This window comes from Roseovarius litorisediminis, from assembly GCF_900172295.1.
GTDB classification, from domain to species: Bacteria; Pseudomonadota; Alphaproteobacteria; order Rhodobacterales; family Rhodobacteraceae; genus Roseovarius; species Roseovarius litorisediminis.
Genome location: NZ_FWFL01000001.1, coordinates 40,608 through 64,449, shown reverse-complemented (window position 1 = coordinate 64,449; position 23,842 = coordinate 40,608). Strand labels below are relative to the sequence as shown.

Here is a 23,842-nt window from a genome sequence, read left to right as displayed (position 1 = left end):
AACGCTTTAGATTGCCCTTATCTGCGGGCTGCGCCATTTGGCCGAAGGCTCGATAATCAGCTCGGTCAGCGCCCAGACAAGCGCATCCACGCGATCCGGGCTGCCCTTGCCTTCAAACCCCTGTGCCGTCATCGCGCACATCTGGTCCTCCAGCGCGCCCAGCCCGCGCACATGATGCACCCGCCCTTGCTCGTATAGCGCCGCCACCGGCTCGGCCCTGGCCACCTTGCCCCGGCTGGCGTGCACCTTTTTGAACGGCACCATCGGATCAACCTGCCGGATCACCTGTTCCACCAGATCACCGCCCTGATTGACCTCGGCCACCAGCTTGTCGGCCCCGTACTGCTCCATCGCCCTGATGGCGGCATTAGCCCAGCTTGCCGGGCTTGCTGCGCCAATACTGGCATCGGCCAGAACATACGCCCGCCAATCCTGCACCGGCCCCTGGGTTATGGCCCCTACCACCACAATCCCGCACTCATCCGATGTGGTCTTGCCACTCACCGGCGGATCCACCGCAACCACAATCCGATCCAGTTCTGGCAGCTTGTCTACCCGGGCCCCTTCCAACTCCGCAGTCGTCCACAACGCTCCCTCGGCCTCATCCACCAGAATACCGTCCAGCTCCTGCCGCCCCAGTCGCGTGCCCGCATACCTTGCGCGCACCTCATCCAGGAAACTTTCCGCCAGAAACGCCCGGTTTGCCTCAGTTGGTGCCGATGTCACCACCGTCGAGTCAGCCTCCAGCAGTTCTTTAAGCACGCCTACGTTGCGCGGTGTGGTGGTCACGCATACCCTTGGGTCCTCGCCCAGCCGCAAAGCAAACTGCAGCATGTTCCAGGTCTCGCGCGCCTTTTTCCACTTTGCCAGTTCATCAACCCAGGCGCCGTCAAATTGTGGCCCGCGCAATCCCTCAGGATCATGCGCCGAAAACGCCTGTGCTGTGGCCCCATTTGGCCAGATCAGCAGCTTGCGCGTCGCCTGCCATTCCGGTCGCCGGTCGGGGGGCGAGCAGGCCAGGATACCGCTTTCCCCAAAGATCATCACCTCGCGCACCTGGTCAATCGTCTCGCCTACCAGCGCCAGCCGCTTGCAACGCCCTTTATCCAGGGGTTTTGCCCCCTCCACCTGCGCGCGCACCCATTCGGCACCGGCGCGAGTCTTGCCCGCACCGCGCCCGCCCATCGCAACCCAGGCGCGCCAGTCGCCTTCGGGTGGCAACTGATGCTCCAGCGCCCAGAATTCAAAGATAAACGGCAGTGCCAACAACTCGCCGTCACTCAGCGCATCGAGGAACTCGTCCTGGGCATCTTGCCCTTCTGAGACGATCCAGGCGGCACCCGATCTGAGCCCGTGCATCGTCAAAGTCGAGGGCAAAGTCGTGGACGATGCCTTTTTCGTGTTTTCTGCGTTTTTCAAGTTGCGCCTCCGCTTCAATCGCGATTTTCAACCACTGCCGGATTTCGGCTGTGGCCTTGTTCGCCTCTTTCAATTCACTCAAGTCACCGGCTCTGATTTTGTCGTAGATCGCCTCAAGGTCCTCCTTCATGTCCGCCAACTGGCGTTCAAGCGAGTTGATCGAGGTCGTCAGGCCCGTGGGCCCCTCATCGGGGGTGATTAAAACCATGTGTGCTCATTGCCTCATGCGATTGCCATTCTCCGGGCCCCTCCGCATCGTGAAGACATGAAAAAACGACCGCCGGGGTCACACCCGGGGTCGTTTGCGCACCTCTTCCAGCATGTCACAACCTGTAGACGACACCGTTCGCAAAGTCAAGTCTAACCGCAGCAGATTCGCACGCTAACCGTAAGTTATTATTACATTTTATTAACTTCTTAAAATCAGAGAAATCCGAAATTCGCTTCCGTTCTGCGCAGCTATTGTACACATCTCACATCCGCTATCGGCGCTCTGTTAGTTCTTAACCAGAAAGACCCGAACTTCAGGCAAGCCTGTCAGCGGTGCCCCCAACAGACGCAGCGCGGCCAGCGATATCCGACTACCAGCAGTCTTTGCCCCCTCAATCGGGATCAGGTCCAACACAACGGAGCTGCCGGTTTCTGCATACTCCACCCGTCCGCGCGCCGGTTCGGACACCAGTGGTGTTTTCAACCAGAATCCGGGCTCGGTCGGGGATCCAAGCGACGCAATGGTCCGCCCCAGATCACGCTCACCTGCGGCCTTTTCAACCCCGGCAACCGCTGCCGCTCGCTGCGCCGCCGAGGTGGTGTCAAACTCCTCCACCGTTCGGGCCCCTGTCGGTACCGCACCAGACGGCACAACTCCCGATTCGGCGGTTTCAACCGGTGCAGGTTCCGGCAGTTTGGGCGCCGGCTTCCCCGCCACCCTCTCCAGCATTGCACAACCCGGCAGGGTTGCAATCCAGAGCACCATCACAAAAAACTGTCTCATGACCCGACATTAGTCATGCAGGTGATCGGTATCAATTGCCAACATCACCCTTGCCCCCAACCAAACCGCGACATAGGTTCTTGTCCATGACAACCCCATTGATCGACCCGTTTCAGCGCGCCATCTCATACCTGCGCGTTTCAGTCACCGACCGCTGCGATTTCCGCTGCGTTTATTGCATGTCGGAAAACATGACATTCCTGCCCAAAAAGGAATTGCTGACGCTTGAAGAACTGGATCGCATGTGCACGACCTTCGTGCATCTGGGCGTTGAAAAACTACGCATAACCGGGGGCGAGCCTTTGGTTCGCAAGGGTATCATGACCTTTTTTGACGCCATGACCCGCCATCTTGACAGCGGTGCGCTCAAGGAACTGACGCTCACCACAAACGGCAGCCAGCTGGAAAGGTTTGCGGCTGATCTTTACGCGGCCGGCGTCCGCCGCGTGAACATCTCGCTTGACACACTGGATGAGAAGAAATTCGCCGATATCACCCGCTGGGGACGTCTGCCCCAGGTCATGCGGGGCATAGATGCGGCACAAAAGGCAGGTCTTAGGGTCAAGATCAACACCGTGGCGCTAAAAGGTTTCAACGAGGACGAACTTTTTACGCTTGTTGACTGGTGCGCCAGCCGCGACATGGATCTTACGTTTATCGAAGTCATGCCAATGGGCGATATTGGAAACGAAAACCGGCTGGATCAGTATTGGAAGCTGTCCGATCTGCGTCAACGTCTGGCCGAACGCTTCATCCTGCGCGATCTGGCCGAACGGACGGGCGGCCCGGCACGGTATGTCGAACTTACCGAGACCAGACAGAAAATCGGCTTCATCACGCCGCTCACTCATAATTTCTGCGAAAGCTGCAACCGCGTCCGCCTCACCTGCACGGGCGAGCTTTACATGTGCCTGGGCCAGGAAGACATGGCCGACCTGCGCGCGCCCCTGCGCAACAATCCCGGTGATGACGCGCCGCTGCAAGACGCCATTCGCGCCGCCATTGCGCTGAAACCCAAAGGCCACGATTTCGACTATTCGCGCCAGGTTGTGGACGGAAAAATGTCCCGCCACATGAGTCACACCGGCGGCTGATGGCGCCCGCCCGCGTGCCTTTGCCTATCCGCCTTTACAGTGCGGCGGCCAACCTAATCGCCCCCTTGGCCTATCGCCGCGTCTCAGCCAAGCTAAAGGCACAGGGGACCTCCCCCTCCCGCCTGCCGGAACGGATGGGCCATGCCAGCGCCAATCGACCCGACGGCACGCTGCTTTGGTTCCACGCGGCTTCGGTCGGTGAAAGCCTGTCAATCCTGCGCCTCATCGCCCATATGGGCGCGGTACACCCCGACTGGTCATTCCTGATCACGTCGGGCACCGCCACCTCTGCGCAGGTTGTTGCCAAACGCCTGCCGCCACGCTGCCAGCATCAGTTTGCGCCGCTTGACACCAGCAGCGCTATGCGCCGGTTTCTGACGCATTGGCACCCGGACGCTGCAATTTTTGTGGAAAGCGAGCTTTGGCCCCTGATGCTCAGCCAGACCCATGCCGCCGGTATCCCATTGGCCTTGCTCAATGCCCGCATCTCTGACCGCTCGGCCCGAAACTGGAAACGTGCACCCAAAACCGCTGCCCACCTGATGGGGGTCTTCAGGCTTATCCACACACAGGATACCCGTACCACCCTGCACCTGCATGATCTGGGCCTGACACATGCACAAACCGGTCAGAACCTGAAATCCGTCTCGGGCCCTGTGCCCTATGATAACGCTTCCCTTCAAAAACTGCGCGGCACGCTCAAGGCGCGTCCCCTCTGGCTGGCCAGTTCAACCCATCCCGGCGAAGACGAGATCATGCTTGCCGCCCATACGGCACTGTTGCGCGACCACCCCGATCTGCTTCTGGTCCTGGTGCCCCGCCATCCCGAACGCGCACCGACGATCCAGTCAATGATAGCCAGCGCGGGCCTGTCTGTCGCACGCCGCTCAACCGGCGACGACATCACCGACGAAACCCAAGTCTATCTGGCCGATACGCTGGGCGAGACCGGCCTGTGGTATGCGCTATCTCCCATTACCTGCCTCTGCGGCTCTTTCAGCCCCGTTGGTGGCCACAACCCCTACGAACCCGCCTATGCCGGCTCCGCCGTTCTGCACGGGCCGCTCTACGCCAATTTCGCCCAAACCTATCCCGAATTCGATGCGACCGGCGGCGCTGTCGAGGTTGCCGATGCCCCGGCCCTGGCGGCGGCCATCAATACCCTTATAAAGGATCCGGCAGCGCTGACCGCCATGCGCGAAAAATCCCGCTCCTTTGTCACCGCACAAGAGGATATGCTCGATCATATCACCCATGATCTCTGCCTCGCGCTCGATCTTGCAAAAACAGAGTGACAATGACTTTCATTTTTCCTGAAATACTCAAAATCCATCCTCACCGCAGGCGCCGCCGATGGCCGAACTGATTGTCACGAATTTCAACCGGAATTTTACCGGCGTGTCAGCCACCGCCGCCGGTGTCGTCCGGCAGCAAATGGCGCGATACGACATGGCGCTCGCAGGGGTCCCACTGCCCGGTTGCCCTGATCCGATCACCCGGGTGCAGGCCATACTTCTGTCGCGCACCCCGCCGGCAAACCGCCCTTTCACCATCTGGCACGTTCGACGCAATTCTGAAATGCGCACGGCTCTCTGGGCCCGCGACGTGTTGCGCCTGCCGGTCAGGATCGTCTTTACCTCTGCTGCAATCCGTCGCCACTCGGCTTTTCCCCGCTGGCTGATCTCTCGTATGGACGCCGTCATTGCCACAACCGAAAAAGCCGCCACATTCGTTCCCCACGTCCGGGCCATCGTCCCCCATGGGGTTGATATCCAGCGGTTTTCACCAGCCAGCAACCGCGATGCCGCCTGGGCCGCCACTGGGTATCCCGGCCAGCAGGGTATCGCCACAATTGGCCGTATACGCCCCGAAAAGGGCACCGACCAGTTTGTCGCCGCCATGCTGCAATTGCTGCCCGATCATCCCAATGTCAGCGCGCTGATTATCGGGCGCGCCGCCAAATCCGATCAGGGCTTTCTGGACGGGCTCAAGACGCAGATCGCTCATGCAGGGCTAAGCGACCGCATCCTTTTCCCGGGCGAGATTGCCCCCGATGCCTTACCCCCGCTTCTGCGTGCATTGTCTGCCGTGGTGCAATTGCCGCGCTACGAAGGCTACGGCATGGCGCCGCTCGAAGGCATGGCAAGCGGCGTGCCTTTCGTAGCTACGGATCAGGGCTATTACCGCAGCTTTTCGGATCAGGGCACCGCTGGCGTGCTCGTGCCCGACGATGACCCGCAAGCGACCGCCGACACCCTCGCCACTCTGCTCAGCGATCACAGGCGGCACGCCAGAATGTCCAGATCCGCCCGCACCGCCGCAGAGACCCGTTTCAGCATCCGCTCCGAAGTCGACGGGATTGAGGCGGTCTACCAGCAGCTTTGGTCCGAGAGAGAGTAAATTCAAGTCTCAAGCGGCAAAGCCCTGATGCAAAAGTCTCAGCAGCGCTTGGCCGACCCAACAGATGATCGGTTTGGGCCCAACCCAGATCTGTACATTTTGCACTGCGCGCGCTCGCAACATGAAAAACTGCTGCGCCGCGACGAATTCGCTGCTGCGTTGCAGAGGGCAAATGGTGCCAAGCGCGCGAATTTGTCATTGTATGCGGGGAGCAAGAAATTCGTATGAAATTCAATCAGCGCTAACTAGGGGCGCAAGTCACCTTGAAATGCGTGCCGGATGCCCCTTGAGGGAGGGGCATCCGGAGCATTAGTCAGCTCGTTATTTTTCGCGCCTGTTCGCGCAGGGCGAACTTCTGGATCTTTCCGGTCGAGGTGCGCGGGATGTCCATGAAGACGAACTTGCCGGGCACCTTATAGGGTGCAAGCTGTTCTTTGCACCAAGCCTTGAGCGTATCGGCGTCGGAATGTTGACCTGCGGCAAGCTCGATAAAGGCACAGGGCGTTTCGCCCCATTTCTCGTGCGGCATTGCTACGACGGCGGTGACGCCGACGGCGGGATGGCGGTAAAGTGCTTCTTCGACTTCGATCGAGGAAATGTTTTCACCACCTGATATGATGACATCTTTTGATCGGTCTTTAAGCTGGATATACCCGTCAGGATGCATCACCCCGAGATCGCCGGAGTGGAACCAGCCGCCGGCAAAGGCGTCTTGTGTCGCACTGGGATTACGGAAATAACCTTTCATCACCACATTGCCGCGAAACATCACCTCGCCCATGGTTTTGCCGTCACGCGGTACGGGGAACATGGTTTCGGGGTCGAGCACATCAAGCCCCTCAAGCGCAAGATAGCGCACGCCCTGCCGGGATTTGAGGGTGGCCTGCTGGGCCGGAGGCAGATCGGACCAGCCTTGATGCCAGTCGTTCACCACCGCCGGGCCATAGGTTTCTGTCAGGCCATAAAGGTGGGTCACGTCAAAGCCTGCGGTCTTCATATCCGCCAGCAGTTTTTCCGGCGGCGGGGCGGCGGCGGTGAAAAACTGCACGGTATGATCCAGCGCGCGTTTTTCGGCCTCGGGCGCTGAGATCATCAGCGACATCACGATGGGCGCGCCGCAAAGATGGGTCACTCCTTCATCGGCCAGCGCGTTCCAGATCGGTTCAGCCCGGACCTGCCGCAGGCAGACATGGGTGCCGATGATCGCCGACATCGTCCAGGGAAAACACCAGCCGTTGCAGTGAAACATCGGCAGGGTCCAGAGGTAAACCGCGTGTTTTGCCATCGAGGTGGTCAGCGCATTGCCCTGCGCCAAAAGGTAAGCGCCGCGGTGGTGCGAGACGACGCCCTTGGGATCGCCGGTGGTGCCGGAGGTGTAGTTGATCGAGATCGCATCCCATTCGTCTTCGGGCATCAGCCAGGCGAATTCCGGGTTGCCACGGGACAAAAATACCTCGTAATCGGCAGCTTCAACCTCTGTTCGCTCGCCATGGTATTCCCGATCGTCGTATTGGATCAGCACCGGTGTCACCGTGGCAAGGGCGAGGGCATCTTGCATCAACGGCATGAGTTCCCGGTCCACGATCACCAGCCTTGCCATCGCATGGTCAAGCTGGAACGCGATAATCGAAGCATCCAGGCGTGTGTTGATCGAATGAAGGACCGCGCCACACATCGGCACCCCGTAATGGCATTCCAGCATCGCCGGCGTGTTATGCAGCAGCACTGACACAGTATCGCCGCGACCGATCCCATTCTTAGTCAATGCCGAGGCAAGTTGCCGGGAACGTGTGTAAAATTCGGCGTAATTGCGCCGCAGAGACCCGTGCACAATTGCAGTGTGATTGGGAAATACGCTGGCGGCGCGTTCCAGAAAGGTCAGCGGCGTCAGCGGTTGGTAATTCGCCGGGTTGCGATCCAGGCCGGTGTTGTAGGGGTTTTCCATGATAAGGCTCACATATCCTGCCATTGGGGCGCGCGTTTTTCGATGAAAGCACCGATGCCTTCTTCGGCATCGCGGGCCAGCATGTTCTCGACCATCACCTGAGCGGCGTAGTCATAGGCCTCGGCCAGGGGCATCTCGCGTTGAGCGTAGAAAGCCCGTTTACCGGTTGCGAGCGTCATGCTGGATTTCGAGGCGATCTTGCGGGCCATTTCAAGGGTGGCCGCTTGCAGGGCCTCGGGGGCAACCGTGTGGTTGACAAGGCCGATTTCTGCCGCGCGCTCGGCGGATGTCATATCGCCGGTCAGCAGCATCTCCATCGCATGTTTGTTATTCACATTGCGCGATAAGGCCACCATGGGTGTGGAGCAAAACAGGCCGATGTGAACACCCGGTGTGCTGAACTGAGCGGTATCTGCCGCAATCGCCAGATCGCAACTGGCGACCAGTTGACAACCTGCCGCAGTCGCAACTCCCGTAACCTCGGCGATAACGGGTTTGGGGCAGTTTACAACCGCCTGCATGACGCCGCAGCACAGGGTCATGACCTTGGTAAAATAAGCCTTGCCGCCATCCGGCCCCTCGCGGCCGGCGGTCATTTCCTTGAGATCATGACCCGCGCAAAAGGCCGGTCCGTTCGCGGCCAGAATGACAACGCGCACCGCCTTATTGGCGCCCGCCGAGACAAAGGCCTCGCCCAGCTCTGCCAGCATCGCCTCAGAAAGGGCATTGCGCCGCCCTACATCATTCAGGGTCAGGCGAAGGATGCCATCGTCATCCAGATCACGCAGCAGAATATCGCTTTTTTGCACGGGTCAGATCCTTCTTCGGGTTTTAGAGAACATTCACTTCGACGCTGTCGGCCAGCGTGTTGGCGATAAAGCAATAGCGGTGCGCGCGGTCCTGCATCTCGGCCAGTTTCGCCTCATCCACCGAAAATCCGGTATCAAAGCGCACCACCGGATGCAGGTCGATGCGGGTTACCGACATCTGGCCCCGGGCGTTTTTGCCAAGATGGGCCTCGGCATAGTCATGATAGCTTGCGACAGGCCAGCTGGCTTTGGCGGCCAGTGCAAGAAACGTCATCATGTGACAACTGGACAGGGCCGACGCGAGGGCTTGTTCAGGATTGGTATTGTCTGGATCACCGCCCCAATCCGGGGCGGCGTCCACTTGGACTTCATTGCTGGCGTTGTACTGCACGGTATGTGCGGCCGAGTATTTTCCGGTTGTCAACGCGGGTTCAACGCGCTGCCAGTGCAGTTCGATCGAAAGGTCGGACATTCGTCGGTTCCCTATTTTGGCCGATGCGCTCAGGCGGCTGCGATAGATTTTTTGGGGTCGTAGAACGGGCGCTCCACGATGGTGGCGTTTTCCGTTCCGGGTTCGTTGACAACGCCGGACCTGTTCACGACTTTCACCCGCGCACCCAGATTGGCATGCTCTGTCGCGACCATCGCCAGCGCGATGTTCTGCTCCAGACGCGGCGAATAGACAGCAGACGTGACTTTGCCGATGACCACGCCGTCTTTTACAATGCGCCAATAAGAAGTGTTCGGGCCTTTCAGCGGGTCACCTTCGATAATCAGACCGACCTGTTTGCGGGTCACACCCTCTTCCTTAATGCGGCGCAGCGCGGCCTTGCCGATGAAATCGGCTTCCATATCAAGGTTCACCAGCCGGTCCATTCCAAGTTCGAACGGGTTGTTCGTGATATCCGCATCGGCGTGATACGACAGCATCCCGCCTTCGATCCGGCGGATCGAGGATGTGTGGCCGGGTTTGAGGTTGAAGGGCGCGCCCGCTGCCATGATTTTTTCCCACAGCTCATCGCCGCGTGATCCATCCTGCAGGTAAAGTTCATAACCCAGTTCGCTTGACCAGCCGGTGCGCGACACAACCAGCGGAATGCCATCCAGTTCTAACTCGCGCAGCCAGTAGTATTTCAGATCCATGATGTCGTCGCCGAACAGGGCTTTCATGATCTCGCCCGATTTCGGCCCCTGCAATTGCAGCGGTGACACGTCGGGTTCGCAGATCGTGACATCCATCCCGGAATTCACGGCAAGGCCTTGCGCCCACAGCAGGATGTCGCTGTCAGCCAGCGAAATCCAGAATTTGTTCTCGGCCAGCCGCAGCAGGATCGGATCATTCAGAAGCCCGCCATCGGCATTGGTGATCATAATGTATTTGCACTGTCCCACCGCCAGTTTGGACAGATCGCGAGGCGTCAGCATCTGGGTAAATTTGGCAGCATCCGGCCCGGTGATTTCGACCTGGCGCTCAACGCCCACATCGCACAGGATCGCGTCGTTTACCAGATTCCAGAAGTTCTGTTCCGGATCGCCGAAATCGCGTGGGATATACATATGGTTATAAACGGAAAATCCTTTTGCGCCCCAGCGAACCGTTGCATCGAAATAAGGAGATTTGCGGATCTGTGTACCAAAGCCAAAATCTTCCGTTTGCAGGTCATCCAGTTGTGCTTGGAAGTCATCTTGTTGTGTCATGTTTTCGCCCTTGTTATCTGCGGCCAGAAAGGCCCAGGAGTGTTGAAACCTGACGAGTGTTTAGTCCGGGAAAGTTGATGAAAGCGGACTGAAAATGCCCTGCTCGCAGACTGATCAGACCGATTTTCGCATCCTAGTCGGCACAATCGGACGCACGGAGGCGTTAGCCTGCCCCGGAGATCAGTTTTGCAAGATTTGGCTGGCTTGATTTGACCTGCCGAGTCGCGATGTATGTCATGTAACGGTCAATCTCTACATCCGCCGACAGAAGGGTCTCCATCAACGCCTGAAACGACGCAAGGCTGGGTGTCGCCGTCTTCATCACATAGTCCATCCCACCCCCTGTGGCGATGCATTCGGTGACCTCGTCCAAGGCCCTGATAGCGGCCTCGAAACGATCGAAATCCCCCTTGCGGTGATGGGTCAGAGAGACAGTCACAACGACCTGAGTAAAATCAACGATACGCTCAAGTGCGAGTTCGGCATGATATCCACGGATGTAGCCCGCAGCCTTCAACCTGTCCAGGCGGGCCCAACACGGTGTTGGTGACAGGTTCACTAGCTCAGCCAGTTTGGTTTTGCTCAGTTGCCCATGCTGCTGAACCGCGCTTAGGATGCGAATATCCGTAGCATCAAGGCCAAATTTTTTCATTCGCTCACAACTTTCACTTCGTCTCACGACAATTTAGCCAAAAGGCAGACAAGGTGCTTGTTAGTCCAATCATTGCTGCGGTTAAACTGTAACTCGGCATTAAGTATTTCTACAACCAGCGGATTGACAATCCCGCGGCTGCAGAAACAAGGATTATATGGCCAAAGCATATGCCGGGTTTCTGATTTCAGATATCGACCACAATATCGAAAATTCGGTTTTAAGCGCTGTTCGCTCTGAACGTCCTGCGCTGAGGGCTGCCACCGGGTTTTACGCTGCGGATGCTTGGGTTATACCACTATGCTGCCCGATGAATTATACATGTGCGGCAATCGTCCCGACGGACTGACTTACCAGACGGTCAGCAGGGAAAATTCAGCTTTCCGGCAATACTTCCGTCCAGCCGCCCTCATACCGGCATCCGCTGCTCGACAATCCCGGCCCACCAACTGCACCCGACCGGGATGGCCGCATCGTTGAAGTTGTATTCCGGGCTGTGCACCATTGCTGTGTCACCATTGCCCATCAGGATATAGGCGCCGGGGCGTTCTTCCAACATATAGGCAAAATCCTCACCGCCCATGATCAGCGGCGCCTCTTCGCATTGCCCGCTGACCGAGCGCGCCACCTCGGCGGCAAAGTCGGTCTGGTCCGGATGGTTCACCATCACCGGATAATTTCGTTCGAAGTCCAGCACCGCCCTGCCCCCAAATCCCTCGGGGATGCTACGACACAGCGCCTCCATCTTTTCCTCTGCCAGATCGCGCATCGCATTGCTCATCGTGCGTACCGTGCCCATCATATGCACCTTCTGCGGGATCACGTTAAATGTCTCAGACGAGGTTTTCATCGACGTGACCGAGACAACAAGTTGCTCGACCGGATCGGCATTGCGGCTGGCAATTGTCTGCAAGGCCAGCACCAGATGGCTTGCAATCACAGTGGGGTCAATTGCCTCATGCGGCTTGGCCGCATGACCGCCTTTGCCCTCTATTTCGATCTCAAATTTGTCGGTCGCTGCAAAAAACGGCCCCGGGCGTATCGCGAATGTCCCCTCTGGCACACCGGGCCAGTTGTGCATGCCGTAAACCTCCTGAATACCGAAGCGGTCCATCATACCATCCCTGCACATCTCGCCGCCGCCACCGCCGCCTTCTTCAGCGGGCTGGAAAATGACCACCGCCGTACCATCAAAATTGCGCGTCTCGGCCAGATATTGCGCCGCGCCAAGCAACATCGCAGTGTGTCCGTCGTGGCCACAGGCATGCATCCTTCCCGGCGTCTGGCTGGCATACGCCACCCCTGTCGCCTCATGGATCGGCAGCGCATCCATATCAGCCCGCAGCCCCACCACCTTGCCCGAGGCGTTGGTCTTACCCTGAATCACCCCCACCACACCGGTGCGCCCGATGCCAGTGACCACCTCGTCACAACCAAAGGCCCGCAGCTTTTCAGCCACAAGTGCGCTGGTGCGATGGGTGTCGAACAATATCTCCGGGTGCTGGTGGATGTCCCGCCGCCAGGCGGTGATTTCATCGTGCATTTCGGCAAAGCGGTTCTTGACGGGCATCGGGTGGTCCTTGGGCTGAAAAATTTTGCCGCAGCGTGGCGCAATCACTCTGTCCCGACAAGCCCTCCGCGATCAAAATCGCGGTTTTTACAACCCCGGACCCGGCACCAGTTTCGATCCGTCGGCAAAGCGCCCGAACCGGAACCGCGTCATGTCATGACCCAAGTCGCGCCCATTTACCAGATCGGCCATCACCCGGCCAAAGGCAGGCCCGATACCAAAACCATGCCCGCACATGCCAGTGCAGATATGCAGCCCCGGCAGGGCATCCACGCGGTCCACCACCGGGACCACATCGGGCATTACATCAATCATTCCAGCCCAGCTTGCCTTTAGACCAACCTTGCCCAGACCAGGGTAATGGGCCTGAAACAAATCCATGACCCGCGCAACCGTGCGGCGGTTGGGCGCCGGGTTCAATACCCGCATAGCCTCAAACGGTGACGGCTCGTCCAGCGCCCATCGCCGCGCCGTGCCCCAGCCATCGGGATAGCCCTTCGGGGCGGCGGGCAGATACCGGCGGCTGAACGGGTCCTGCATCAGCACCTTGAGGTATTTGGGCAAGGCCCGCAGGCTGTCCGGCCCAATATACAGATCGTGAGCATCCGACGGCGCCAGCGTATAGCCCCCATCAGCCCGGCGCCGCCACGCCAGATCGCTGTCCGCCGCCGCCCCGCCGAACACATCCGCGACCGGTTCTGTCGCCACCACCGTAGCCCGCACCGCAAGTTGCGGGATGATCACGCTGTGTCGGCGCAGCAACAAAGACGACCAACTGCCCCCGGCCACAACCACGCGATCTGCCCTGATCCTGCCCTTCTCGGTAATCACCCCGGCGACCCGTCCCGCCGCGATATCAAGCCCTCGCACCGCGCAATCCTCAATAACCGCGACGCCCGCGCGCACCGCCGCGCGGGCCAGTGCCGGCACCGCCACCCAGGGCTCGGCCCTGAAATCCGACGGCGTATGCAGCGCCCCCAGATACCGCCGCGTGACCCCCGGCAACATCTGCGCAACCTCATCGGCGCCCATCATCCGGCTATCGATCCCATTGGCGCGGGCCTGCCCCAACCAATCCTCATATTCTGCCAGCTGCTTGGGCTTGTCCGCCAGATAGCTTATCCCACATTGCGTCAGCCCCAGATCCTCGCCCGTGTCCTTCTGCAATTGCTGCCACAGCCGGTTGGCCTCGACCATTACCGGCAGTTCATCCGCATCCCGCCCGGTCAGGCGTACCCAGCCCCAGTTTCTTGACGATTGCTCGGCTGCTACGCGGCCCTTTTCCAGCAGCGCAACGCGCGTACCCTGACGCGCCAGAAAATATCCCGTCATCACCCCGATGATGCCACCGCCCACAATGGCCACGTCCACCTCTTTGGGCAATTCAGTCGCGTGTTCTACAGGGGTATGTTCTCCAAGCGGGAAACCTGTCATCGGGCGCTCATCTTTCTGGCAAGTCTCAGCACTGTTATGTGTCCCTAGAAATCCCATGGTCACCGAGCTAGTCAACCCCTGCGGCAATTTCGTGATATACATCCCCGCCAACACGCGTTATGCGTCGCCGCTTGTTGCCCTGCCACCCGGGCCGGGCCACCACGCGATCCCGCGCCATCCGCCAAACAGTCAGACCCATTCCATGATCCAGACCCTTTCCGACGCTCTTGCCGCGCGCGGCTATGAAACCCTCACTCCAGTGCAACAAGAGGTCTCAAACCCCGAGCTTGCGCAATCCGATCTGCTGGTCTCAGCCCAGACCGGATCGGGCAAAACCGTGGGGTTTGGTCTGGCCATCGCGCCAACGCTTCTGGGCGAAGAAACGCATTTCGGCCCCGCCGCAGCCCCGCTTGCCTTGATCATCGCACCGACCCGTGAACTTGCCTTTCAGGTGATGCGCGAACTGGCCTGGCTTTATGCCGGAGCCGGTGTGCGCATGGCCTCCTGTGTAGGTGGCATGGACATGCGTGATGAACGCCGCGCGCTTGATCGGGGCGCGCATATCGTTGTCGGAACGCCGGGCCGCCTGCGCGACCATATCCAGCGCGGCTCTCTCGATATGACCAGCTTGCGCGCCGTGGTGCTGGACGAGGCCGACGAGATGCTGGATCTGGGCTTTCGCGAAGACCTTGAATTCATGCTGGCCGAAGCCCCCCAAGACCGCAGAACCCTGATGTTTTCAGCCACCGTACCAGCGATGATCGCCACCCTGGCCAAGAAATACCAGCGTGACGCCGTGCGCGTTACCACCCTTTCGGGAGGCAGCCAGCACGCCGATATCAGCTATCAGGCGGTGCAGGTCGCGCAGCAGGACTGCGAACACGCGGTCATCAACCTGCTGCGCTATCACGATGCCCAGAACGCCATCGTGTTTGCCAACACCCGCGCCGCCGTCAACCGCCTGACCGCGCGGTTTTCCAACCGGGGGTTCTCAGTTGTGGCCCTGTCTGGTGAGCTTAGCCAGTCCGAGCGCACGCATGCCCTGCAAGCCATGCGCGACGGTCGCGCCCGCGTCTGTGTGGCCACCGATGTTGCCGCCCGTGGCATTGACCTGCCCAATCTTGAGCTGGTGATTCACGCCGAATTGCCGACCAACGCTGAAGGCCTCTTGCACCGTTCGGGCCGCACCGGGCGTGCCGGGCGCAAAGGCATCTCGGCGCTGATCGTGCCTCCAAAGATCTCCAAAAAGGCCGAACGCCTGCTGAAATTCGCCAAGATACAGGCCGAGTGGGTCAAGCCCCCCTCGCCCGATGACATTCTTAAACGCGATCAGGAACGGCTGTTGTCCGATCCTGTCTGGACCGAAGAGGCGACCGAGACCGAAACCGCCTTTGCGGCCCAGCTGCTGGCCCTGCACACCCCCGAGCAGATTGCCGCCGCCTATCTGCGCCTGTTCCAATCGCGCCAGTCCGCGCCCGAAGAACTTGCCGATCCCGGTGCCCGTGCCCCCGCCAAAGAGCGCAAGCCGTTCGGCCCCAGCACATGGTTTGCCCTGTCGGTAGGTCAGAAAGACCGGGCCGAGGCGCGTTGGATTCTGCCGCTTTTGTGCCGCGCCGGTAATCTTGACAAAGATGCCATCGGGGCGATTCGCGTCTCGGATGCGGAATCCTTTGTGGAATTGCAGCAGAACGCCGTGCCGGGCTTTCTAAAAAGCATTGGCGACGCAGGTAAGCTTGAGGATGGCGTAACAATCCGCCAACTCGACAGTGCACCAGACCTCGGCAGCTTGCCCCGCCCTTCGGCCAAACCCCGGCCCGAGCACCGCAGCGCCGCCAAACCTGCGGCTGCCAGACCGCACACTCCCAAACCCCAGACCGCAACGCCCTACTCGGACACCCCGCTGTCTGACACCCCCAGTGACGCAGGTCCCGCAGGGTTCAAAGCACCCCGCAAATCCAAGGGCAAGCCCGCCGAAAAAGCCCCCTATAAGGCACCCGCCGCCGCCAAACCGCGCAAACCGCGACAGCCTGACGCGCTGGAACGCGCGGTCACTGACGGCGCCGTAAAACCGCGGCACAAGGCAGGCGAAAAACTCTTCAAACCCAAAGGCAAACCAACACATGCCGGAAAACCGGCTCATGCGGGCAAACCTTCTACCAAAAAGGTCTGGGACAAACCTGCCGCCGCTGCCAGCGACACCAAACCCGCCGATACACCCAAAAAGGGTTGGGCCAAGGCCGCTGATTCCTCAAAGCGGTTTACGCCTCCGGGAAAACCCGGAAAGCCTAGCAAACCTGGCAAACCCGGCAACAAAAAAACCAAGGGATCTGCCTCCAAATCACGCGCTGGCTTTGGCGGCAATGCCCCCCCGAAACGCAGCAAGAGCTAGCGACAGGGCCTGAAAACAAACCAAAACAATCGGATGAAGGCTCTGGGCCTTTGTGACGGCTTGAGGTTTTCTGAGACAAGAAAAATATCAAGCGCTTTGGTTTTCATGCCTACCGGCATGGCGTGCCTTGGTTTCGGGCGGTGTGCGGCGGTGATCCTCGGTGTTGTCCGCAGTGGTGATTTCCCTGAAAACTGCTCATGGCAAGTATCCAGTGCACCAGGGACGTCCAAGCCTGCCTGGATTCGTTGTTTCCGACTGGTTCGAGGGTACCTGAATTCATTTCGGGTATTGCGCTACGGCAATTTGGCTGAGAATGATCACACCCAAGAGGTTGAAAATCGCACTGTTGTCTGCGGCTGGTTTTCACCAACAACACGCCATGCTATTAGATTGGCCAAATAAACAGGGTGGATAGCACATGAGATACGTAAAGCCTGAGAACCTGAAGGATGCCTCGGCGCTGATTGGTGGAGAAGAAGGTATTTCACGAATTCTCGCCGGCGGCACCGACGTGCTGGTGCAACTGAAGGCAGAAATGGTCGAGCCCGACCTGATCGTCGACGTCAAACACCTGGATGGCATGCGCGAGATTGTTGCAGAAGATGGCGGTTACCGGATTGGCGCCGCCGTGTCGGGGGCTGAACTGGGCGAGCACACCGGTGTGAAGGCCCTTTGGCCCGGCGTGGTTGAAGCGATGGAGCTGATCGGGTCCACTCAGGTGCAGGGGCGCGCCACGATGGTGGGCAACCTTTGCAATGGCTCGCCTGCCGCCGACAGTGTGCCGGCTATGGTGGCTGCTGATGCCGTGGCCCGCATCCACGGTTTGGCTGGCGAACGCGATATCCCCGTTCTGGATATTCCCACCGGCCCGGGGAGGACGTCGCTGGCCAAAGGCGATATCATCACCTCGGTCTTCCTGCCCGCCCGCCCGGATCATGCGTCTGACGCTTATTTGCGGTTTATCCCGCGCACCGAAATGGACATCGCCGTGGCCTCGGCCGGGGTCAGCCTTGAGTTGGATGCAGATGGCACCTGCCGTGCCGCCCGCGTCGCCCTGGGGGCTGTAGCACCCACCGTGGTGCTGGTTGAGGCCGCAGGCGCGGCCCTTGTGGGCACGAAACTGGATGACGCTGCCATCGCGGCGATGGTTCAGGCCGCCGAAGCCACCTGCAACCCGATTTCAGACAAACGCGGAACGGTGGAATACCGTACCAAAACAGCCGGGGTTCTGGCCAAGCGTGCCACCCTGATTGCCTATGCCCGCGCCGGAGGTCAAAAATGAAAAAACTGCATATTTCCACATCCATAAACGGCGACGAGGCCCAGTTTATTTGCGCACCCGATGAAACCCTGCTGGATGTTCTGCGCGACCATTTGGGTCTGACCGGCGCCAAAGAGGGCTGCGGTACCGGCGATTGCGGTGCATGCAGCGTGATGCTGAATGGGAGGCTGGTGTGCTCCTGCCTGGTGCTGGCGGGTGAAACCGAAGGCGCCGAGGTTGAAACCATCGAAGGTATGGCAAACGGCGATGACCTGCACACGCTGCAACGGGTCTTCATCGAAAAGGCCGCGCTTCAGTGCGGCATCTGCACCCCCGGCATACTGGTCGCTGCCCGTGCGCTGCTGGAAAAGAACCCCGATCCGACGGATACCGAGATCAGGTACTGGCTGGCGGGTAATTTGTGCCGCTGCACCGGCTACGACAAAATCATCAAGGCGGTTCAGGCCGCTGCCGCCGAAATGAGGAGCGTGTAACATGCCACTCGATCAAAACAGCAAACGCGATTTCAAAGTTATCGGCAAACGGGTTCTGCGCCCGGACGGGATCGACAAGGTCACCGGCAAGGCAATGTATGGCGCCGACATGACCGCCCCGGGCATGTTGGTCGGGCGCATCCTGCGCAGCCCGCATGCCCATGCCCGCATCGTTTCCATCGACACATCGGCAGCCGAAGCCCTGAAAGGCGTCAAGGCGATTGTCATCAATGCGGATCTTGCCAATCCCGAGGACGAGTTCTTTGCTGATATCCGCGACAACTGTCTGGCACGTGAAAAGGTGCTGTATGACGGGCATGCCGTGGCCGCTGTGGCCGCAGTGGATAAGGCAACGGCGAAAAGCGCGCTTCGGCTGATCAAGGTCAAGTACGAGGTTTTGCCGCATGTAACCGATGTCGACGAAGCGATGAAAGCTGACGCACCCGTTGTGCAGGAAGGCCGTGCCGATGAAAGCGCGCCGGCGGGCTCTTCGCAGAACGTCACCAGCCATTTCGAATTTGGCCACGGCGATCTGGACGCAGGTTTCGCCAAGGCCGACAAGATTATCGAACGCAGCTTTAAAACCGCCGCCACGCATCAGGGCTATATCGAGCCGCACGCCTGCCTGGCCTCGCTGGGGTCCGATGGCCGCGGTGAACTTTGGTGCTGCACGCAAGGTCAGTACAACGTCCGCACCATCTGTTCCGAAGTGTGCGGTATCGAAGCCTCGCAATTGCGCGTCACCGCCTCGGAAATCGGCGGCGGGTTTGGCGGTAAAACGACCTGTTTCATCGAACCTGTCGCCCTGGCGCTTTCGCGCAAGTCGGGTAAACCCGTGAAACTTGTCATGACCCGCGAAGAGGTATTCCGCGCCACCGGGCCAACTGTTTCCTCCTCGACGGATGTCAAAATCGGCATGACCAGCAATGGCCGTATCACCGCAGCACAGGCAAAACTGCGCTATCAGGGTGGTGCCTTTCCCTGCGGCACCGTGGAATTTGGCGCCCAAGCCGCCTTTGCTGCCTATGACCTTGAGGCTGTGCAAACCCTTGGCTGGAACGTGATGACCAACCGCCCCAAGGAAGCAGCCTATCGCGCACCCGGCGCACCGATGGCAATCTTTGCCGTGGAAAGCGTGGTTGACGAACTCTGTCAGGAACTGGGTCTGGACCCGCTGGAAACCCGATTGAAAAACGCCGCGCGCAAAGGCACGCTGTCGTCTTACGGCCCCACGTTCAACGATATTGGTCTGGTCGCCACACTGGAGGCTGCCAAGGCCCATCCGCATTACACTGCACCGCTGGGTGAAAACCAGGGCCGTGGCCTTTCCTGCGGGTTTTGGTTCAACTTTGGCGGTAATACCTGCGTGTCGCTGAATATCAACCCTGATGGCACGGTCGGCGTGGTTGAGGGTAACCCTGATATCGGTGGCTCGCGCGCCTCGATCTCGATGATGGCGGCAGAAGAGTTGGGCATCCCTTACGAAAAGGTACGCACCGTCATCACCGACACCAATTCACTGGGTTTCAACGATGTGACTGACGGCAGCCGCGTGACCTTTGCTGTGGGGCTTGCCACGATCAAGGCCGCGCGCGCGGCGATCGATAATATGTGCGAACGTGTCGCCAATATCTGGGGCATTGACCGGGACGCCGTGGAATGGGTGGACGGTGCAGCGCAACCGGCGGGGCCCAATGCGGGATCACACCCGCCCATGTCCCTGGCCGAGATCGCGGCCGTGGCTGATCAGACCGGCGGCCCGATTGCCGGGCACCACGAGGTCAATGCCGATGGCGCTGGCGTAAGTTTCGGCGTGCATCTGTGTGACACCGAAGTCGATCCCGAAACCGGCGCTACCAAAATCCTGCGTTACACTGTGTTTCAGGATGCAGGCAGGGCTGTGCACCCCGACTATGTTGAAGGTCAGATGCAGGGTGGGTCGGTGCAGGGTATCGGCTGGGCGCTCAACGAGGAATATATCTATGGCGACGACGGGCGGCTGCAAAACGCCGGTTTCCTGGATTACCGTGTTCCCGTCGCCTCGGATCTGCCGCCGATTGAAACAGTCATCCTTGAAATCCCCAATCCCGGCCACCCCTACGGTGTGCGCGGCGTGGGCGAAACCTCGATCGTGCCGCCTCTGGCCGCCATCGCCAATGCGGTGTCGCGTGCAGCAGGTGTGCGGATGACCGAGCTACCGATTTCACCGCCGAAACTCCTCAAGGCAATGTCCGAACGGGGGTAGAAATGGTCAGGGTGAAACTGTGGGGGTCGTTGCGAAGTCTGGTAGACGGACAGGAGTTTGTCGAGGTCGAGGCCTCGAATTTCAAACAACTTCTGGATCAACTGGAACAGCAACACCCCGCATTGAAACCACAGATCAAGCGCGGCGTTTCCTTCGCGCTTGATGGTGTGATCTATCGTGATGCCTGGTTCACCCCTATTTCGGACGACAACGAAGTCGTTCTCATGCCCTATATGGTTGGCGGCTAGACGCAGTTCTGCACCGTCCCTCCCCCAGCCTGTGTTAACCCGCCTCATTTACTGGACGCTCTGATGAATCAACGCTGGCAACAGGCCCTTGTATCTCATTGGGGTATAAATGCAGACCTAACGGCGCTGGACGGTGAATTTGATCTCAATCTTTTGGCCAGGGCAGCGTCGGGCAAAGGTTACGTTCTCAAGGTGATGCGCCCGGATTGCGAGGCCGGATTCGTCGATATGCAGGTGTCCGCATTGGAACACCTGGCTGCCCGGGCGCCTGATCTGCCATTTCCCGCCGTAATCAAAACGACGTCCGGCGCAAGCACTGTCTGGCACACCGACAACAATGGCCGAAAGCGTCTGCTGTGGCTGTTGGAGCGGTTGCCAGGACGCAGCTACGCCGCAGCCAGGCCCAAGACCCCTGATTTGATGTTCGAACTTGGGCGGGTACTGGGCACCACTGATAGGGTATTGGAAGAATATGACCACCCAAATCTGGACCGGGATTTCAAGTGGAACCTGACCCAATCTGACTGGATTTCAGCAGAGCTGGACGTCATCGAAGATACAGACCGGCGGACGCTGATTTCAGATATACTGCAACAGTTCGCCAATATTAAAGATGATCTGAATGCCCTACCCCGGCAAGCGATCCATAATGACGTCAATGATTATAATATCCTTGTCGACGGCAAGGGGGCGGAACCAAGGTATATTTCCGGGCTGATTGATCTTGGTGACATGTGCAACGCACCACGCATCTGCGATCTGGCCATCGCCGCAGCTTATGTCGTGCTGGACGTGCCGCAACCCGAACGGGCGCTGGCGGCTTTTGTTTCCGGCTATCACGGCGCCAACCCGCTGACACCACAAGAAGTTGATCTGCTCTGGCCGCTTTTACAAATGCGCCTTGCGGTCAGCGTTGTCGTGTCGACCAGCGTTGCGCGGGAAAAGCCCGACGATCCCTATGTCGAAATCTCGCAGGCCCCGGCGTGGCGGTTTCTGGAAAACAACGCCATCCACCCCGCGATGCTGGGCGCCCGGTTGCGCGCCGCATGTGGGTTGCCAGTAACCGGGTCCGCGCCGCGCATTCTGCGCTTCCTGGCACAGGAACGTGGAAATTTTGCCGAAATCATGGGACAAAACCTGATGCATGCTCCGATGGGGTCGCTTTCAGTTGAAAACGCGCTTTGGCCCCGCAACCCGCTGCATTTGCCAATTTCAGAAGCTGCCCATGTCGGCGAAGAATTCGAAGACAACGGTCGGATCTGGCTGGGCTACTATTTCGAACCAAGGCTGATTTATACCGCCCCTGGCTTTCGCAACGGCCCCTGGCAGGCGTCCGACAGGCGCACGGTGCATCTGGCGGTTGACGCGTTTGCCCCTGCGGGTACGCAACTCTATACCCCGATGGATGCAACCGTGCATGTCGTCGAAAACCGCGATAACACGCTGGACTACGGCGGCATGGTCATCCTGGCCCATGACACGCCCGAGGGAGACAGGTTTTATACGCTTTTCGGCCATCTGGAACCCGAGGTATGCGACCATCTGAAACCCGGTCAGAAGATCGCCAAAGGTCAGGCATTTTGCCGCCTTGGCGATGCCACCCAAAACGGCGGTTGGGCGCCACATCTGCATTTCCAACTGGCGCTGAGCGTCGATGGCATTGGCGATGACTGGCCCGGCGTGGGTGATCCGGACGAGAATTACCTCTGGGCTGCGCTCTGCCCCAACCCCGCTGCACTGATGAACCTGCCTGACGCCAAAGTGGCCTACATCCCGACAGACAAATCTGAAATTCTGGCCAAGAGGCGGGCACATTTCGGCAACAACCTGAGGCTCAGCTATGCAGACCCGGTCATGCTTGTGCGTGGCTGGCAGCATCACCTGTTCGATGAATGGGGCCGGCCCTATCTGGACGCTTATAACAACGTGCCCCATGTCGGCCACGCCCATCCGCGCATTCAGGCCGTCGCCGCAGATCAGCTTAGCCGGATGAATTCAAACACCCGCTACCTGCACCCGGCGCAGACTGAATTTGCTGAAAAGATCCTGTCGAAACTGCCCGCCCCTTTCGAAGTGTGTTTCTTCGTAAATTCGGGCACAGAGGCAAATGAACTGGCTCTGCGACTTGCTCGTGCCCACACGGGCGCCAAAGGCATGGTCACGCCCGATCACGGCTATCATGGCAACACTACCGGCGCGATCGACATATCGGCCTATAAATTTAACGCCCCGGGCGGTGTCGGCCCGTCGGACTGGGTGGAACTGGTCGAAGTGGCCGATGATTACCGTGGTTCGTTTGGTCGCGATGATCCGGACCGCGCGGCCAAGTTTGCGGGCCTTGTCGACGGCGCCATCGCCCGGCTCCACGACAACGGTCATGGTCTGGCCGGATTCATAGCCGAAACCTTTCCGTCAGTCGGCGGACAGATCATTCCGCCTGCGGGTTATCTGAAATCGGTTTACAGCAAAATCCGCGCCGCAGGCGGGGTGTGCATCGCCGACGAGGTACAAACCGGTCTGGGCCGTCTGGGCGCGTATTACTTTGCGTTCGAGCAACAAAACGCCCTGCCCGACATTGTGGTTCTGGGCAAACCCATTGGCAACGGCCACCCGATGGGTGTGCTGGTGACAACCCGCGCCATCGCCGACAGTTTTGCCAAGGGGCCCGAGTTCTTTTCGACCTTCGGCGGTTCAACCCTGTCGTGCAGGATCGGCAAAGAAGTTCTTGATATCGTTGACGACGAAGGCCTGCAGGAAAACGCCCGGCGTCAGGGCGCCCGTTTGCTGGACGGATTGCGTGAACTGCAGAAAAAGCATGCGGTGATTGGCGATGTGCGGGGAATTGGCCTTTTTGTCGGAGTCGAACTGGTCAAAGACCCTGCGAGCCGGCAGGAAGGCACCAAAATCGCCTCGTACGTCAAAGACAGGATGCGCGCAAAGCGGATCTTGCTGGGTTCGGAGGGACCCAAAGACAACATCTTGAAAATCCGCCCCCCCCTCACGATCACCGGAGAAGATGTCGAAATGCTTCTGACAACACTGGATCAGATACTGGCCGAACTGGACTAAAGCAATTCCCCGGAATTTTCGTGTTTCAACTTCATTCGGTTGCATCCAGTGTCCCGGCAAAACGATCGGATAACCAAACATTTCACAAGAATGCCGCCAAGGTCTCCTGCTCGTCCTTTTC

At 59.3% G+C, this 23,842-nt stretch carries 19 protein-coding genes; 9 read left to right on the top strand and 10 right to left on the bottom strand.

What is annotated here, in order from left to right; all coding sequences use genetic code 11:
* Positions 1 to 6: 6 nt before the first annotated feature.
* From PEL8287_RS00295 to PEL8287_RS00285, 3 genes are all read right to left on the bottom strand, one after another.
* Positions 7 to 1,359, bottom strand: coding sequence for a DNA-packaging protein (locus PEL8287_RS00295; protein ID WP_085890349.1), 1,353 nt, complete (start codon positions 1,357 to 1,359; stop codon positions 7 to 9).
* Positions 1,277 to 1,627 (bottom strand): hypothetical protein, encoded by a 351-nt coding sequence (locus tag PEL8287_RS00290; RefSeq protein WP_085890348.1) that lies wholly within the window; start codon positions 1,625 to 1,627, stop codon positions 1,277 to 1,279. Before PEL8287_RS00290 ends, PEL8287_RS00295 begins: the two co-directional genes overlap by 83 nt.
* Before the next feature lie 288 nt (positions 1,628 to 1,915).
* A complete protein-coding gene (locus PEL8287_RS00285; RefSeq protein WP_085890347.1) occupies positions 1,916 to 2,413 on the bottom strand; it encodes a hypothetical protein in 498 nt (165 codons plus the stop codon).
* 86 nt (positions 2,414 to 2,499) lie between these two features.
* Between PEL8287_RS00285 and moaA the strand changes: the two genes are divergently transcribed.
* Genes moaA through PEL8287_RS00270 form a run of 3 tightly spaced genes read left to right on the top strand, consistent with a single transcriptional unit; the run spans position 2,500 to position 5,907 of the window.
* Complete coding sequence (gene moaA, locus PEL8287_RS00280) at positions 2,500 to 3,507, top strand: GTP 3',8-cyclase MoaA (protein ID WP_085890346.1); 1,008 nt, start codon at positions 2,500 to 2,502, stop codon at positions 3,505 to 3,507.
* Positions 3,507 to 4,802 carry a 3-deoxy-D-manno-octulosonic acid transferase gene (locus tag PEL8287_RS00275; protein ID WP_085890345.1) on the top strand — a complete coding sequence of 432 codons (1,296 nt, stop codon included), beginning with the start codon at positions 3,507 to 3,509 and terminating at the stop codon, positions 4,800 to 4,802. Before moaA ends, PEL8287_RS00275 begins: the two co-directional genes overlap by 1 nt.
* 58 nt (positions 4,803 to 4,860) lie before the next feature.
* Complete coding sequence (locus PEL8287_RS00270) at positions 4,861 to 5,907, top strand: glycosyltransferase family 4 protein (protein ID WP_085890343.1); 1,047 nt, start codon at positions 4,861 to 4,863, stop codon at positions 5,905 to 5,907.
* Positions 5,908 to 6,220: 313 nt separating this feature from the next.
* Here PEL8287_RS00270 and PEL8287_RS00260 read toward each other — a convergent pair whose 3' ends face one another.
* The 7 genes from PEL8287_RS00260 to PEL8287_RS00225 all read right to left on the bottom strand — a co-directional run bounded on the left by PEL8287_RS00260 (position 6,221) and on the right by PEL8287_RS00225 (position 14,015).
* Positions 6,221 to 7,852 (bottom strand): acyl-CoA synthetase, encoded by a 1,632-nt coding sequence (locus PEL8287_RS00260; protein ID WP_085890928.1) that lies wholly within the window; start codon positions 7,850 to 7,852, stop codon positions 6,221 to 6,223.
* 8 nt (positions 7,853 to 7,860) lie between these two features.
* Positions 7,861 to 8,661, bottom strand: coding sequence for an enoyl-CoA hydratase (locus PEL8287_RS00255; RefSeq protein WP_085890341.1), 801 nt, complete (start codon positions 8,659 to 8,661; stop codon positions 7,861 to 7,863).
* Between the two features lie 22 nt (positions 8,662 to 8,683).
* A complete protein-coding gene (locus PEL8287_RS00250) occupies positions 8,684 to 9,133 on the bottom strand; it encodes an OsmC family protein (RefSeq protein ID WP_085890339.1) in 450 nt (149 codons plus the stop codon).
* 29 nt (positions 9,134 to 9,162) lie between these two features.
* A complete protein-coding gene (locus tag PEL8287_RS00245) occupies positions 9,163 to 10,359 on the bottom strand; it encodes a glycine cleavage T C-terminal barrel domain-containing protein (RefSeq protein WP_085890337.1) in 1,197 nt (398 codons plus the stop codon).
* A gap of 163 nt (positions 10,360 to 10,522) precedes the next feature.
* Positions 10,523 to 11,011 carry an Lrp/AsnC family transcriptional regulator gene (locus PEL8287_RS00240; RefSeq protein WP_085890336.1) on the bottom strand — a complete coding sequence of 163 codons (489 nt, stop codon included), beginning with the start codon at positions 11,009 to 11,011 and terminating at the stop codon, positions 10,523 to 10,525.
* A 409-nt stretch (positions 11,012 to 11,420) separates the two neighbouring features.
* Positions 11,421 to 12,581: a M20 aminoacylase family protein gene (locus PEL8287_RS00230; protein ID WP_085890333.1), complete on the bottom strand. Its 1,161-nt coding sequence runs from the start codon at positions 12,579 to 12,581 to the stop codon at positions 11,421 to 11,423.
* Positions 12,582 to 12,668: 87 nt separating this feature from the next.
* Positions 12,669 to 14,015, bottom strand: a complete 1,347-nt coding sequence (locus PEL8287_RS00225) for an NAD(P)/FAD-dependent oxidoreductase (RefSeq protein ID WP_085890332.1) — start codon at positions 14,013 to 14,015, stop codon at positions 12,669 to 12,671.
* A 202-nt stretch (positions 14,016 to 14,217) separates the two neighbouring features.
* Here PEL8287_RS00225 and PEL8287_RS00220 point away from each other — a divergent pair, with 202 nt between their 5' ends.
* From PEL8287_RS00220 to PEL8287_RS00195, 6 genes are all read left to right on the top strand, one after another.
* Positions 14,218 to 16,404, top strand: a complete 2,187-nt coding sequence (locus PEL8287_RS00220; RefSeq protein ID WP_085890927.1) for a DEAD/DEAH box helicase — start codon at positions 14,218 to 14,220, stop codon at positions 16,402 to 16,404.
* A gap of 418 nt (positions 16,405 to 16,822) precedes the next feature.
* The gene (locus PEL8287_RS00215) at positions 16,823 to 17,686 is read left to right on the top strand and encodes an FAD binding domain-containing protein (RefSeq protein WP_085890331.1); all 864 of its coding nucleotides are present in this window, start codon (positions 16,823 to 16,825) and stop codon (positions 17,684 to 17,686) included.
* Entirely contained in the window at positions 17,683 to 18,159 is a 477-nt protein-coding gene (locus PEL8287_RS00210) for a (2Fe-2S)-binding protein (RefSeq protein WP_085890330.1), read from the top strand. The genes PEL8287_RS00215 and PEL8287_RS00210 overlap by 4 nt, the downstream gene beginning before the upstream one ends.
* Position 18,160: 1 nt before the next feature.
* Positions 18,161 to 20,404, top strand: coding sequence for a xanthine dehydrogenase family protein molybdopterin-binding subunit (locus tag PEL8287_RS00205; protein ID WP_085890329.1), 2,244 nt, complete (start codon positions 18,161 to 18,163; stop codon positions 20,402 to 20,404).
* 2 nt (positions 20,405 to 20,406) lie between these two features.
* Positions 20,407 to 20,652, top strand: coding sequence for a MoaD/ThiS family protein (locus tag PEL8287_RS00200; RefSeq protein WP_085890328.1), 246 nt, complete (start codon positions 20,407 to 20,409; stop codon positions 20,650 to 20,652).
* Positions 20,653 to 20,715: 63 nt separating this feature from the next.
* Positions 20,716 to 23,721, top strand: coding sequence for an aminotransferase class III-fold pyridoxal phosphate-dependent enzyme (locus tag PEL8287_RS00195; RefSeq protein WP_085890326.1), 3,006 nt, complete (start codon positions 20,716 to 20,718; stop codon positions 23,719 to 23,721).
* Positions 23,722 to 23,842: the final 121 nt, after the last annotated feature.

Coding starts and splice junctions, on each gene's coding strand:
- PEL8287_RS00290 (WP_085890348.1), bottom strand. CDS start 1,627: ATGGTTTTAATCACCCCCGATGAGGGGCCCACGGGCCTGACGACCTCG.
- moaA (WP_085890346.1), top strand. CDS start 2,500: ATGACAACCCCATTGATCGACCCGTTTCAGCGCGCCATCTCATACCTG.
- PEL8287_RS00240 (WP_085890336.1), bottom strand. CDS start 11,011: ATGAAAAAATTTGGCCTTGATGCTACGGATATTCGCATCCTAAGCGCG.
- PEL8287_RS00200 (WP_085890328.1), top strand. CDS start 20,407: ATGGTCAGGGTGAAACTGTGGGGGTCGTTGCGAAGTCTGGTAGACGGA.
- PEL8287_RS00285 (WP_085890347.1), bottom strand. CDS start 2,413: ATGAGACAGTTTTTTGTGATGGTGCTCTGGATTGCAACCCTGCCGGGT.
- PEL8287_RS00270 (WP_085890343.1), top strand. CDS start 4,861: ATGGCCGAACTGATTGTCACGAATTTCAACCGGAATTTTACCGGCGTG.
- PEL8287_RS00295 (WP_085890349.1), bottom strand. CDS start 1,359: ATGCACGGGCTCAGATCGGGTGCCGCCTGGATCGTCTCAGAAGGGCAA.
- PEL8287_RS00210 (WP_085890330.1), top strand. CDS start 17,683: ATGAAAAAACTGCATATTTCCACATCCATAAACGGCGACGAGGCCCAG.
- PEL8287_RS00195 (WP_085890326.1), top strand. CDS start 20,716: ATGAATCAACGCTGGCAACAGGCCCTTGTATCTCATTGGGGTATAAAT.
- PEL8287_RS00230 (WP_085890333.1), bottom strand. CDS start 12,581: ATGCCCGTCAAGAACCGCTTTGCCGAAATGCACGATGAAATCACCGCC.
- PEL8287_RS00275 (WP_085890345.1), top strand. CDS start 3,507: ATGGCGCCCGCCCGCGTGCCTTTGCCTATCCGCCTTTACAGTGCGGCG.
- PEL8287_RS00225 (WP_085890332.1), bottom strand. CDS start 14,015: ATGACAGGTTTCCCGCTTGGAGAACATACCCCTGTAGAACACGCGACT.
- PEL8287_RS00205 (WP_085890329.1), top strand. CDS start 18,161: ATGCCACTCGATCAAAACAGCAAACGCGATTTCAAAGTTATCGGCAAA.
- PEL8287_RS00250 (WP_085890339.1), bottom strand. CDS start 9,133: ATGTCCGACCTTTCGATCGAACTGCACTGGCAGCGCGTTGAACCCGCG.
- PEL8287_RS00215 (WP_085890331.1), top strand. CDS start 16,823: ATGAGATACGTAAAGCCTGAGAACCTGAAGGATGCCTCGGCGCTGATT.
- PEL8287_RS00260 (WP_085890928.1), bottom strand. CDS start 7,852: ATGGAAAACCCCTACAACACCGGCCTGGATCGCAACCCGGCGAATTAC.
- PEL8287_RS00245 (WP_085890337.1), bottom strand. CDS start 10,359: ATGACACAACAAGATGACTTCCAAGCACAACTGGATGACCTGCAAACG.
- PEL8287_RS00220 (WP_085890927.1), top strand. CDS start 14,218: ATGATCCAGACCCTTTCCGACGCTCTTGCCGCGCGCGGCTATGAAACC.